Source organism: Microcoleus sp. D2_18a_D3 (assembly GCF_036702455.1).
GTDB lineage: Bacteria > Cyanobacteriota > Cyanobacteriia > Cyanobacteriales > Microcoleaceae > Microcoleus.
This window is the reverse complement of the sequence record NZ_JAUBTK010000127.1, coordinates 1-13,072: the sequence shown is the minus strand read 5'-3', so window position 1 is coordinate 13,072 and position 13,072 is coordinate 1. Positions and strand designations below refer to the sequence as shown.

The 13,072-nt window shown below is 47.5% G+C and carries 10 protein-coding genes; 6 read left to right on the top strand and 4 right to left on the bottom strand.

Annotated elements, in window-relative coordinates; translation table 11 throughout:
* Positions 1-54: 54 nt before the first annotated feature.
* A complete protein-coding gene (locus QUB06_RS32285; protein WP_333438755.1) occupies positions 55-3,915 on the bottom strand; it encodes a GAF domain-containing protein in 3,861 nt (1,286 codons plus the stop codon).
* 334 nt (positions 3,916-4,249) lie between these two features.
* Between QUB06_RS32285 and QUB06_RS32280 the strand changes: the two genes are divergently transcribed.
* The gene (locus QUB06_RS32280; RefSeq protein ID WP_333438754.1) at positions 4,250-4,471 is read left to right on the top strand and encodes a hypothetical protein; all 222 of its coding nucleotides are present in this window, start codon (positions 4,250-4,252) and stop codon (positions 4,469-4,471) included.
* Between the two features lie 10 nt (positions 4,472-4,481).
* Here the strand turns inward: QUB06_RS32280 and psbC are convergent, their stop codons facing one another.
* The 3 genes from psbC to QUB06_RS32265 form a co-directional block, all read right to left on the bottom strand.
* The gene (gene psbC / locus QUB06_RS32275) at positions 4,482-5,861 is read right to left on the bottom strand and encodes a photosystem II reaction center protein CP43 (RefSeq protein ID WP_333438753.1); all 1,380 of its coding nucleotides are present in this window, start codon (positions 5,859-5,861) and stop codon (positions 4,482-4,484) included.
* Positions 5,862-6,020: 159 nt separating this feature from the next.
* Positions 6,021-7,079 (bottom strand): photosystem II D2 protein (photosystem q(a) protein), encoded by a 1,059-nt coding sequence (gene psbD, locus QUB06_RS32270; RefSeq protein ID WP_006635450.1) that lies wholly within the window; start codon positions 7,077-7,079, stop codon positions 6,021-6,023.
* Positions 7,080-7,166: 87 nt separating this feature from the next.
* Positions 7,167-7,334, bottom strand: coding sequence for a hypothetical protein (locus tag QUB06_RS32265; RefSeq protein WP_333438752.1), 168 nt, complete (start codon positions 7,332-7,334; stop codon positions 7,167-7,169).
* A gap of 44 nt (positions 7,335-7,378) precedes the next feature.
* Here QUB06_RS32265 and QUB06_RS32260 point away from each other — a divergent pair, with 44 nt between their 5' ends.
* The 5 genes from QUB06_RS32260 to QUB06_RS32240 all read left to right on the top strand — a co-directional run.
* Positions 7,379-8,704: a transposase gene (locus QUB06_RS32260; protein ID WP_333438751.1), complete on the top strand. Its 1,326-nt coding sequence runs from the start codon at positions 7,379-7,381 to the stop codon at positions 8,702-8,704.
* Positions 8,705-8,826: 122 nt separating this feature from the next.
* Complete coding sequence (locus tag QUB06_RS32255) at positions 8,827-9,393, top strand: photosystem I assembly protein Ycf4 (RefSeq protein WP_333438750.1); 567 nt, start codon at positions 8,827-8,829, stop codon at positions 9,391-9,393.
* Between the two features lie 316 nt (positions 9,394-9,709).
* Positions 9,710-10,495 carry a peptidylprolyl isomerase gene (locus QUB06_RS32250; RefSeq protein ID WP_445251443.1) on the top strand — a complete coding sequence of 262 codons (786 nt, stop codon included), beginning with the start codon at positions 9,710-9,712 and terminating at the stop codon, positions 10,493-10,495.
* A 297-nt stretch (positions 10,496-10,792) separates the two neighbouring features.
* Positions 10,793-12,106 (top strand): beta-ketoacyl synthase N-terminal-like domain-containing protein, encoded by a 1,314-nt coding sequence (locus tag QUB06_RS32245; protein ID WP_333438748.1) that lies wholly within the window; start codon positions 10,793-10,795, stop codon positions 12,104-12,106.
* A gap of 250 nt (positions 12,107-12,356) precedes the next feature.
* A partial coding sequence (locus QUB06_RS32240; RefSeq protein ID WP_333438747.1) for a transposase occupies positions 12,357-13,072 on the top strand: 716 nt, incomplete at its 3' end.

Here is a 13,072-nt window from a genome sequence, read left to right as displayed (position 1 = left end):
AATGACTAATGACTAATGACTAATGACTAATGACTAATGACTAATGACTAATGACTAATGACTAATGACTAATGACTGCTGTCGAAGCGGAATCTCGATCGCAAACTCAGTACCTTTCCCCACTTCCGAATTGCATTTTAAAACGCCGCCGTGTTTTTCTACCACAATTTGGTAACTAATTGACAGTCCCAATCCAGTACCTTTTCCCACTGCCTTAGTCGTGAAAAAAGGGTCAAATATGCGTTGTCTCATAGATTCCGAAATTCCCGTACCGTTATCAGAAATCCGAATCAGCGCGCTAGGAATAGTACCATTAAGTTGACCCACAGCAGTCGAGATTTTAATTTGAGGAGCTACAGATTGACCAGCGAGCAACTTGTGCGATTCCAAAGCATCGATCGCATTCCCGATTACATTCATAAACACCTGATTCAACTGTCCAGCATAACACTCAACTCGCGGCAAAATGCCGTATTCTTTCACTAGCACAATGTTTGCACCGTCCGCATTAGATTTCAGCCTGTGCTGTAAAATTAACAGCGTGCTGTCAATGCCCTCGTGAATATCAACCGCCTTCATTTGACTTTCGTCAAGACGAGAGAAATTCCTTAAAGACAGAACTATTTGACGGATGCGATCGGCTCCCACCTTCATTGACGATAGCAATTTTGGCAAATCTTCTAGCAGAAATTCTAAGTCAATATCTTCACTCAATTTGTCTATTTCAGGACTATAAGCGGGATACTGTTGCTGGTAAAGTTCCAACAAACTCAGTAAGCTAGTAGTATATTCACTAGCGTGATTGAGATTGCCATAAATAAAATTAACGGGATTGTTAATTTCGTGAGCAATCCCGGCTACCAGTTGCCCCAAACCAGACATTTTTTCAGTTTGAATCAATTGAGCTTGAGTGTGCTGCAAATCTTTTAAACTTTGAGCGATTTGTTCTGCTTGGCGTCTGGTTTGAGCCAGCAAATCGGCTTGTTGGATAGCTACGCCTAATTGATTGGCAATCTGAGCTAAAAAGTTGACTTCTGAACTTTCCCAACAGCGGGGCCCAGAATGTTGATACGCTGTCAGCAAACCCCAAAGTTCTTGTCCTACAAAAATCGGCGCGCTCGCATAAGCCTTCACCTGAAATTGCTCTAAAATACCAAGGTCACACTCCGAGTGGCAAACTTGATAGATATCGTCAACGGCTAGAGTTTCATTATTGGCATATCTGCCGCCTCGATTTGACTGCAAATAAGTATCTTGCCAAACCGTACTGATACCTTCCCCTACCAATTTTATCCAGCCATCTTTCACAAACTCTGCCACATAATGGCCGCTCCAATCAGGATTAAATTGATAGACAGCAATTCTATCAACTTGCATAAACTGACAAACTTCTTGGGTTGCAGTCTGAAAAATCGCGTTGATATCGAGAGATTCTCGAATCTTGGCCACCACTTCAAACAGTATCCGCTGTTGCTCGGCTGCCCACTGCAAATCAACTGATTGCTGCCGCGTTTTAGCCAACAAATCTGCTTGTTCTAATCCTACACTCAACTGAATTCCAACTTGCGTAGCAAACTGAATTTCCGAAGTGTTCCAATGGCGCAAACCGCTGCACTGGTGCACGCACAGCAAACCCCAAAGTTGGCTGCCATTCATCAGCGGCATAATCACCTGAGCTCTAATTTGAAATTGAGCTAAAAGAGCAACATGGCAGTCTGAAAGTCCAGCATTTTCGACATCTTGTAGCACTTGAATCTGTCCCTGACTATATTTTTTAGCATAGTTTTCGCTAAAAAAATGATCGCGAACTTTTACATTCCTTGCCGACGAAAAACCAGGCAAAACATCTTCGGTAATAAATTCGCCTTCATTAAAGTTTAAACTAGGATCAAAGCGATAAATGCCAACTCTATCGGCTTTTAATATCCGCCGCAATTCTGTAGTTGTAGTACGAAAAATTGTATCTAAATCGAGAGATTGTCGAATCTTAGCAACTACCTCAAACAGTATTCGCTCCTGCTCTGCTACCCGCTGCAACTCAACTGCTTGCTGCTGAGTTTGAGCGAGCAAATCTGCTTGTTCTAAAGCGATGCTTAGCTGAGCGGAAATTTGGGTAGCAAACTTAATTTCGGAAGATTCCCAGTTGCGGGGAGCCGAACATTGGTGTACGCACAGCAACCCCCAAAGGTCGTTGCCTTTCATAATCGGTGCAACTAAAGTAGCTTTGACCTGAAATTGCTCCAAGACTTGCTGAAAGCAATTTTCCAGTCCGGCTTGTGTGATGTCAGACATGGCGTGAACTCGCCCCTGAGAGTAGAGATTGGCGTAGTTTTCTCCAAAGCAGCGATCGTGCACTTTGACTGCCATTGCTGACCGAAAATCTGGCAAAACATCCTCGGCAACGAATTCGCCGTCCTTAAATTCTGATGCGGAATCGAAGCGGTAAACTGCCACTCTATCTGCATTTAAAGCCCGCCGCACTTCCTGGGACATCGTGCTAAAAATCTTGTTTAAGTCGAGGGATTGCCGCATTTTTGCCACCACTTCAAACAGGACTCGCTGCTGTTGGGTCAACTGCTGTAGTTGAGCAGTGCGCTTTTGAACTTGATTTTCTAAATTTGTGTTAAGTTCGTCTATTTGTTGATCTAGTTGGTAGTGGTTAATAGCATTAGAAAACTGGCTGCCAAAAATTAGGAGTAATTCAATTTCTTCAGCCTTCCATTCGCGAATTTGGGCAGGTTTTGACTCTTTCCACGCTTCAAAAGATATCCGAGATTGGGCGAGCCGCGCGTCGCTATCAAACTGTCTAGCCCAGAGAGTTTCGGTGTCAAATTCTTCTCGAAAAATGGTCAAGTAACCGAATATGTGCTGGCGGGTTGTGAGCGGTACGATTAAAATGCTGCGAATTTTGGTCGATCGAAATGCAGGTTGCAGGCTTCTCAAACTGCTAATTTGGTACAAGTCGGGAATTGCCCAAACCTGTTGAGCGCCGGATTTAAAATATTCGTGCCAGACGCTGTATTGCTCAACCTGCGGGTATTTGGCCGAAATTGGCATCTTCGGCCCTGAGCCACAAGTGTAGACTGTGAGTTCGCGAGTGGAGTTATCCGAATAGGGAACTAGATTCGTAACCTTGCTGCTGTCGCAAACGAATGGCGTGGCGAAAATGCACAGCCTGCCGCCGGCGGCATCTAGTGCTGCTACCGATTCTGCCAAAGCTGTTTGGAGTTCAATCGCCGGCTGGGAGTTAAGGGCTGTGGCGACGCGGTTGACGGCAGCTTCCCGTTGAGCTTTCGCCCTTGCTTGGGCGAGGAGGGTTGACTGGGCTATGGCGACGCCGAGCTGATCTGCCACCGTCTGAACGCCTTGGAGTTCGTTTTCTGTCACACTCCGCGACTCGGAGTGGTGAGATACCAACAACCCCCAGAATTCTTCGCCGTGAAAAATTGGTACTACCAAGCAAGCCTTGACGCCCAGTGCAGTCAAGTATTCAGCGTGGCAGGGGTCAACCGCGCGAAAGCGCATTTCGTCGTCGGGCAGCAGTTTGCCGGAAACCGCCTCGCGGCGCGGACTTTGGCCTAGCAGCCCGGAATCTATATCGACGATGGATCGCACCTGTAGTTGCGCGAACATTTCGCGGGCGTGAGGGGGAATATCGTCTGCTGGAAAATGCAGCCCCAATAGGGATGGCAAGCGGTTGCCGTTAATTGATTCGGCAATCACTTCACCGCTACCGTCGCTATGAAATTTGTAGATTTTTACTCTGTCTGTTCCCAAGAACGATTGAACTTCTGCTGCTGTTGCGCTCAGAATTTCGGGTAGTTCTAGAGAGCGGCGAATGCGGTTGGCGATGCGTTCGAGCAAATTTGCTCGATCGAACCTCACCTTGACATTTTCGATCTTTAATGAGTCCATTATTAATCTTTTGCTTTCCTAGCAATAATAGTAAGCGGCCCAAAAGTTTTGTGCCTGTTAAAAAATTCGGCAAGCACAGCCATTTAATTAAATATAAATATCCTGATGGCGATCGTCCATTAGTTTTGCACCTGTAGCGATCAGCCTTAAAATTGCAACTTTCCATTGCAACTTTCAATTCTGTGGGATTACAACTTTTGTACTTTAAATATAAACTTTGTAGAGCCTGCCTTGCAAGCTCTTTACCCCAACGCATTAAAATTGTCAAGTTTCAAGAGTTGCAGAGTCATTCACCGCCACCGATGAAGGTCGCACCGAAATATCTCAGTCCTGGATGCAAAAGCTCGCTGAGGAACGAGCTTACGGAAAGAAACAGCATGGAATTCAAAAGGTTAACTCAGAAATCGGGTTTCTACCTCTAGGATTGTATCTGCTGCTAGTGGGATCGGAGAATGGTCGATCGACAATCCGCAGCTTTTTCCAGATATTGGAGCAAAAAAAAGCTCCTGCCGTTAAGCAGGAGCCTTTTTCGATTAGACAATCAAATCAGAAATAAATTCGATCGATTAGTCTAAGTCTGGCATAGCCAGCACTGGTTCATTTTCGCGATCGATACCCTTCTCAAAGCCAGCGACAGCCGCGCGAGCGCGACCAGCGTGCCACAAGTGGCCGACCAAGAAGAAGAAACCCATCACAAAGTGGAAACAGGACAGCCAAGAACGAGGAGAAGTGAAGTTAAACGAGTTAACTTCAGTCGCCACACCACCCACAGAGTTCAAAGAACCCAAAGGAGCGTGAGTCATGTACTCAGCAGCGCGGCGAGCTTGCCAAGGCTGAATGTCATTCTTGATTTTGTTCAAGTCCAAACCGTTAGTACCGCGCAAGGGTTCCAACCAAGGGCCTTGGAAATCCCAGAAACGCATCGTTTCACCGCCGAAAATGATTTCGCCAGTAGGAGAGCGCATCAGGTATTTACCCAGACCGGTGGGGCCTTGTGCAGAACCGACGTTAGCACCCAAGCGTTGATCGCGGATCAGGAAGGTCAAAGCTTGCGCTTGAGAAGCTTCCGGGCCCGTCGGGCCGTAGAATTCGCTGGGGTAAGCAGTGTTGTTGAACCAGACAAAGCAGCAAGCGATGAATCCCATCAGGGACAAAGCGCCCAAGCTGTAAGACAGGTAAGCTTCGCCAGACCAGATTAAGGCGCGGCGAGCCCAGCCGAAAGGCTTGGTCAAAATATGCCAAACACCGCCAGCGATACAAATCAGGCCAACCCAGATGTGACCGCCGATGATATCTTCCATGTTGTTGACGCTGACAATCCAGCCTTCGCCACCAAAAGGAGAGCGAGTCAAGTAGCCAAAAATCACAGCCGGATTCAGAGTGGGGTTAGTAATGACCCGCACGTCGCCGCCGCCTGGAGCCCAAGTGTCATAGACACCGCCGAAGAACATGGCTTTAGCTACCAGCAGCAAAGCGCCGCATCCCAACAGAATCAGGTGGTAGCCGATGATGTTGGTCATCTGGTTCTTATCTTTCCAGTCGTAGCCGAAGAACGAAGAGTATTCTTCGAGAATTTCCGGGCCGCGAACGGCGTGATAAATGCCGCCCAAACCGAGAACAGCAGATGAAATCAAGTGAAGAACGCCAACGACGAAGAACGGGAAGATATCCGTAACTTCACCGCCGGGGCCGACGCCCCAACCCAAAGTAGCGACGTGGGGCATCAAAATTAAGCCCTGTTCGTACATGGGCTTTTCTGGGATAAAGTGAGCGACTTCAAACAAAGTCATTGCACCGGCCCAGAACACGATCAAACCAGAGTGAGCGACGTGGGCGCCCAGCAGTTTGCCAGAGAGATTGATTAAACGAGCGTTGCCAGACCACCAAGCGAACCCGGAGGATTCTTGGTCGCGACCGCTTGCGTAGGAATTAGAGAGCGTTACCACCCGGTAGAACCTCCAACGATGTTTAGATTTTGGATTTTGGGTTTTTTTTGTTCCCCAGTAGGGCACGGGAGTACCGGGCCTGCGCCGGGGAATAGGGATTTGGATTTCAATTTCAATTTAAAAAATTTAAATTAATCTGAAATCCAAATCCAGATTTTTTTAAAGTGCGTTACCGCGAGGCAGAACTTCTTCAGGGAAGATGTAGTTTTCGTGAGGTTGGTCCGTAGGAGCCATCCAAGCACGAATGCCTTCGTTAAGCAGAATGTTCTTAGTGTAGAACGTTTCAAACTCAGGATCTTCAGCAGCGCGTAATTCTTGTGATACGAAGTCATAGGCGCGCAGGTTTAATGCTAAACCGACGATGCCAATGGAGCTCATCCACAAGCCTGTGACAGGTACGAACAACATGAAGAAGTGCAACCAGCGCTTGTTGGAGAAGGCAATTCCGAAGATTTGCGACCAAAAGCGGTTAGCTGTCACCATCGAGTAGGTTTCTTCTGACTGAGTTGGGTTGAAGGCGCGGAAGGTGTTTGAGCCTTCGCCGTCTTCAAACAAGGTGTTTTCTACGGTTGCACCGTGGATAGCGCACAACAGCGCGCCGCCCAAGATGCCTGCAACGCCCATCATGTGGAAGGGGTTGAGCGTCCAGTTGTGGAAGCCTTGCAGGAATAGCAAAAAGCGGAAAATTGCTGCGACGCCGAAACTGGGGGCGAAGAACCAGCCTGATTGACCCAAGGGGTAAAGCAGGAACACCGAAACAAACACGGCGATGGGGCCGGTGAATGCTAGGGCGTTGTAGGGACGGATGCCTACCAAACGGGCGATTTCAATCTGACGCAGGCAAAAGCCGATCAGTGCGAAAGCGCCGTGGAGGGCTACGAATGTCCACAGCCCGCCGAGTTGGAACCAGCGGGTGAAGTCCCACTGTGCTTCGGGGCCCCACAGGAACAGCAGGGAGTGTCCGAGGCTGTTGGCTGGGGTGGAGACTGCTACGGTGAGGAAGTTGGCTCCTTCGAGGTAGGAACTTGCCAAACCGTGGGTGTACCAGGATGTGACGAAGGTGGTGCCTGTTAACCAGCCACCGATGGCTAGGTAGGCGCAGGGGAATAGCAGGATGCCAGACCAGCCTACGAAGACGAAGCGATCGCGTTTGAGCCAGTCGTCGAGGACATCAAAGATGCCTCTTTCGGTCTGGGCGCGTCCGACTGCGATTGTCATTGGGGTAAAATCCTTTTGCTTGTTAAAAGACCAAGGTTTCTAATTAAAGTTAACATAACTATATATTAGAAGTTCATAATTTTTCAACTAGAAAAGCAGAATTCCCCCACTAGAGGCGTACTCGATGAAAGCGTGGTTGAGAGGAAGGCCATCTTGGTTGACGATGCTCAGCAACAATCCAACTGACCCTTCGTCGCCAAGCGGCGAGGTGGCGGTGGTTGAGGAGACGAACAAACACTCTGCGCTTGCACTCAAATCCTTCACAGGGTAAGATTATCCTCTTATCTGTTGAAGAAGTGGTGAGCCAAGTAATTACTGCCAAACTCAAATTAAACCTGACTGCCGAGCAAAAAATCTCGGTAGCTCAGGTTTCTTTGGCCTATCGGGATGCGCTGAACTACGCATCCCAAGTGGCATTTGATAACGGTAAATCTGGCAACGGAGCTAAACTACAAAAGTTGGTCTACTCGGAGCTACGGGCATTATTTGGGCTTGGTTCCCAGATGGCGTGTAACGTGCCAAGACAAGTTGCTGCGACTTTTAAGACGCTGTGGACTAAAGCCAAGCAGAATAGCGAGGCGGTTAAAGCTGGGTATACCAAGCGGCGGTACAAGGGACTCGATCGAGCTCCCAAATACACCTCGCGGACTTGTACGCTTAATTACCAGCGCGACTACTCCTTTAAAAAGGATCGACGGGTCAGTATTAACACCCTGGATGGTCGAATTGTTGTTCCGTTTGATGGCTACAACAAGCACATCGATCTGATGCGAGCGTCCCAGAAGATCGGTGCTGCTAAAATTGTCTACCAGAAATCCTCGAAGACTTACTATCTAATGGTGAGCTTGGAGGTGGAAACGCCTACTCTCGACCCACTGAACATCACTAGAATTTCTGGTATAGATGTGGGAATGAGATACCTCGCAGTCGAAACAGACTTAGCTAATAAGTCGAGTTTCTATTCGGGCAAGGCGGCTAGACATCGAGCCAACCGTTATCAAAAAGCCAGACAATCTCTACAGCGAAAAGACACCCGTTCGGCGAAGCGAAGATTAATCGCTTTGTCGGGACGGGAGAGACGGTTTATCGCTGATGTGAACCACCAGATTGCGAGTAAAATCGCCAAGCCTAACAGCCTGATTGGACTAGAAGATCTGACCGGAATACGCGATCGAACTAAATCTAAATCGGGCAAACGGGCAAGCAAGAAACAACGGAAAGCTAACAGGAACGTAGCTCAATGGTCGTTTGCCGAATTGCATGGCTATATCGATTACAAGGCTGTGCTGGTTGGCTCGTTAGCTACTAAAGTTCCGGCACATTACACCTCGCAAAGTTGCCCTAAATGTGGGCATACCTCAAAGGCTAATCGACCGAACAAGGGGCTGATTTTCCGCTGTGAATGCTGTGGGCATCAACTTCATGCAGATCTGGTTGGGGCGCGAAATATCGCACTTAGAACGTTGCTCGTCCGGCAAGCCTGGATGAGTACCGGGGTCTTGTCAGCACTCCCTCATGTATCGAGCCGTGAAGCCAAAGCTGAAATCCTTTCGAGGTTTTCGGAATTGAGGTGGAGTTCAGATACAAGCCCCCATCATAGCGGTACTCCGCTTGATGGCGGGTAGTTGACCATAATTAGCAGGAGTGGATACACAATCCCCACCCGCTTGATCGCGATCGCCTCAGCGAAGCGTGACACTCGGTGGGCTAATTGAATTAAGATTTGGCTTTAAGGCTGTTTAATTTTATGACTGCAAAAACAACGACCTCGATCGATCCTGTCCTGCGCTACCAGGTTGTGGGCTCCCGCCGCTTCAGCAATTTCTGGTGGGGGACGATTGTCAGCATTGGAGGGACTGGTTTCCTGCTGTCGGGTCTTTCCAGCTACTTGCACGTGAACCTGCTGCCTTTTGCTGACCCGACTCAGCTTGTTTTCATCCCCCAAGGCATTGCGATGAGTTTCTACGGTGTCTGTGGCGTGCTGTTGGCGCTCTACCTGTGGCTGACTATTCTCTGGGATGTCGGTGGCGGTTACAACGAGTTCGATCGACAAACTGGTAACATTCGGATCTTTCGCTGGGGTTTTCCCGGCAAAAACCGCAAACTTGATTTTAATTGCAAGACATCGGAGGTGCAATCTGTGCGGGTAGACATTAAAGAAGGTCTCAATCCCCGCCGCAGTATTTATCTTAAGCTCAAAGACCGCCGTCAGTTTCCCCTGACTAGAGTCGGACAGCCGATTGCTTTGTCTGAAGTGGAAAATCAAGCGGCCGAATTGGCTCGATTTTTGCAAGTTCCCCTAGAAGGACTTTAGGGATTTTCGATTTGCGATTTTAGATTTTAGATTGGTAATGTCTCGTAGGGTGCGCCGGGCCGCGCACCTTACCTACCTGGTAAGTGAAAAAGATCGATCTGCGAGTAAGCCCGTTACCAATTTTTGAATCTATCAATTAACAATACTTGCGAAAGTTTTTGATTGCAAACCGTAGAATAAGGGTTTCAAGGCTCCAAGGCAAGTTCGCTATCAACGGAAAATCGCTGGTTTTAGACTACGAACTAAAAACAGTTCGGACTATTGAATTAAAATCTTTAGTTGCAAAGTCCGTAATTAACTCAAAGTGAAAATACAAATGCAAATGCAAATCAAAATTCAGCGGTGGTTGTTCTCACTTTTAATAATTGGCGCCTTGTTTGTCGGAGGATGCGGTAGTTCCCCTGTTGCCAACTCGACTCCAACACCAAATCCGGCGTCGGGTGAAAATATTTCTTTGTCTCCGTCTCCTTCTCCTGCTGCTGTAGCGGCGAGTTCGCAATTTAGCAACTTGCCACGCTTGCAAGGAAAAGCAACAGTGGTGATGACGGTTAAAGGTGCCCCAATTACGATCGAACTCGACGGCACAAATGCGCCAATTACTGCGGGCAATTTTGTCGATTTGGTTCAGAAAGGAGTCTACGACGGGCTGGTATTTCACCGAGTCGTGCGGGAACCTCAGCCTTTTGTAGTTCAGGGCGGAGACCCCCAGGGTAAAGACCCTAAATTCCCTACGGCGCGGCTGGGAACTGGTGGTTTTATTGACCCGAAAACTACTGTAGAACGCAGGATTCCTCTGGAAATTAAAGCTAAAGGTGCTGCCAATCCGACTTACAGCGCGACGCTACAAGAAGCTGGGGTTAAGGAAAAACCCGTGTTGATGCACAGTCGTGGGGCTGTTGCTATGGCTCGATCGCAGAGTCCTGATTCGGCTTCTTCTCAGTTTTACTTTACTTTGACCGATGTACCGTTTTTGGACGGTAGCTATGCGGTTTTTGGGTACGTGAAGCAAGGGATGGATGTTGTTGATAAGATTCAAGCGGGCGATCGCATTGAGAAGGCTACTGTTACTCAGGGTTTGGAAAATTTTAAGCCTGTTCAGTAGTCAGTAGTCAGTAGTCAGTAGTCATATCAATTCCGGTTGCACAATGGAGATGATTGTTGACTGTTGACTGTTGACTGTTGACTGTTGAGTCGGAGTAGAAAAACTGACTGATTGTTGACGGTTGATGGTTGACTCGATTTTATGATTCCGATGCAACCGGAAACGATATCAGTCGTTGGTCGTTGGTTAGTAGTTAATAATTTGTTCCAATCATAAATAACTAATAACTAATAACTAATGACTAATGACTAATGACTAATGACTAATGACTAAAAATTTGGGAATCTGAGGGCTGATGTGGATGTTGTTATTACGGGAATTGGCCTGGTTTCTGCTTTAGGCACTCTGGATTGTAGCTGGAAAAGATTGTTGTCTGGGGAATCAGGAATTCGGCAACATCAACCTTTTATAGAACTTGAACGGCGACCTTTGGCTTTAATTGGCACAAAACCGACCGATCTAATAACTTTAATTCGGCAGGTTTTAGCAGATGCTTTGCAAGATGCTAATTTGACTTTGCCTTTGCCCGATTGCGGAATTGTTATTGGCTCTAGCCGAGGTTTTCAGGCAAATTTGGAACAGTTGGCGAGGGAAGGAAGAGGGAAGAAGGAAGAAGGAAGAAGGAAGAAGGAAGAAGGAAGTTCGGCAACGGATTCTGTAACGGATGTAACGGATGTCAGGAAGAAGGAAGAGGGAAGAAGGAAGAAGGAAGAAGGAAGAGGGGAGAAGGAAGAGGAAAGAGAATTCTCAATGCCCAATGCCCAATGCCCAATGCCCAATTCCCAATGCCCAATTCCCAATTCTCAATTTGTGAATTTTTTGCCTCACATGGGGGCGATCGCGGCGGCGAGGGCAATTGGCTCAATGGGGCCGGTGCTGGCGCCGATGGCTGCTTGTGCGACGGGTATTTGGTCGATCGCCCGTGCTGTTGATTTAATCGGCACTGGTGAGTGTCAGCGGGCGATCGCAGGTGCTGTGGAAGCGCCTATCACACCGCTGACTCTGGCTGGATTTAGCCGGATGGGTGCTTTGGCAAACAATGGGTGCTATCCCTTTGATGAAAATCGGGAAGGCTTTGTGCTCGGTGAAGGCGGGGCTTTATTTGTATTAGAATCGGCCGAGTTGGCAAGGCGTCGTGGTGCTAAAATTTACGGTCGAGTTTCCGGTTTAGGCTTGACAAATGATGCTTGTCATGCTAATTTCCCGGAGCTGGGGGGGGAAAGTGCGATCGCGGCGGTAAGTCAATGTTTGAAACGCAGCAATTTAGCGGCGATTGATATAGATTTTATTCATGCTCACGGTACTGCAACTGAGTTAAACGACCGACACGAAGCACTGTTAATTGAGAAGTTATTTCACCCAGGAGTTGCTGTTAGTTCGACTAAGGGGGCGACGGGTCATACTTTGGGAGCTTCGGGAGCTTTGGGCGTGGCTTTTTGTTTGATGAGTATTAAATATCAGATGTTGCCGCCTTGCGTGGGAATGAAAAAACCGGGGTTTGAATTAGATTTTGTTCGCTGTGCGCGATCGGCTATTGTCAGAAATGCGGTTTGTTTAAGTTTTGGCTTTGGCGGGCAGAATGCTGCGATCGTTTTATCGGGCGATCGTTAATTTTTGTAAACTCGGTCGATCGGCATTTAACTACCAGCCGGGAAGTCCCTCGGTATATTTAGAGGGGATTAATCTGAGCGCTGCGCGAAGTACCCCGAATAAATTACCGTAGGGATGTCCAGAAGCGTCGGGTCTAGGTACGGAAACCGACAGTTAGACATTGCGAGTACCTTTAATTTTGATGTACTTTCTAAACATTAAATCAAAAGAAATGGTACATTAAGGTAGGTCGAAAAAAAGAAGTTAAAAAATGCAACTCACTTACAAATACCGCCTCAAACCCACAAAAGCCCAGCTAATAACTATTGTGGCTCACCTAGAACTCTGTCGCCGGCAGTACAACTACCGACTCGGTGAAAGATTTAGGTGGTGGTCAGCCACGAGAACACCTATCAACGCCTGTCCATTGATTGTTTCTCTAGTCCCGATTGAGGAAATTTATCAAAATATTCCTTTGATTAGGGTGCAAACTAGGGACGGCAGGAAAAAGGATGAGTCAGGCAATCCTTTGACCAAGAAAGGTGATATTTTCTCGAACATTGAAGGCGGATATGTACAGTGGCAAACGATACAACTTGCCGACCTAAAAAAGACAAAAAAACTATTTCCTGACTACAAAGCGTTGGATTCTCAGGTTTTGCAAGATGTCGTCAACAGAATTGAAACTTCTTTTTCAAATTTCACCACGCCCGATAAAAACGGCAATCGTAGAGGTCAGCCCAGATTCAAAGGGCTTCACTACTACAAATCCTTCACTTATCCTCAACTAGATAACTTAGCTATTGTCAAGGATGAGCAAGATAGGATTTGTATTAGCCTCGCAAAAATAGGTCAAGTGCCTATGGTTTTCCACCGTCCAATACCAACAGGATTCAAAGTTAAGACGGGTACAGTTATCAGAGAAGCTGATGGGTGGTATATCTCCCTGACGCTAGAAGATAAAACAGTTCCCGTAACGGTTGCAGA

Excerpts from the sequence above, each read along its gene's own strand:
- QUB06_RS32285 (WP_333438755.1), bottom strand. The coding sequence starts at position 3,915 with ATGGACTCATTAAAGATCGAAAATGTCAAGGTGAGGTTCGATCGAGCA.
- QUB06_RS32280 (WP_333438754.1), top strand. The coding sequence starts at position 4,250 with ATGCAAAAGCTCGCTGAGGAACGAGCTTACGGAAAGAAACAGCATGGA.
- psbD (WP_006635450.1), bottom strand. The coding sequence starts at position 7,079 with ATGACAATCGCAGTCGGACGCGCCCAGACCGAAAGAGGCATCTTTGAT.
- QUB06_RS32255 (WP_333438750.1), top strand. The coding sequence starts at position 8,827 with ATGACTGCAAAAACAACGACCTCGATCGATCCTGTCCTGCGCTACCAG.
- QUB06_RS32250 (WP_445251443.1), top strand. The coding sequence starts at position 9,710 with ATGCAAATGCAAATCAAAATTCAGCGGTGGTTGTTCTCACTTTTAATA.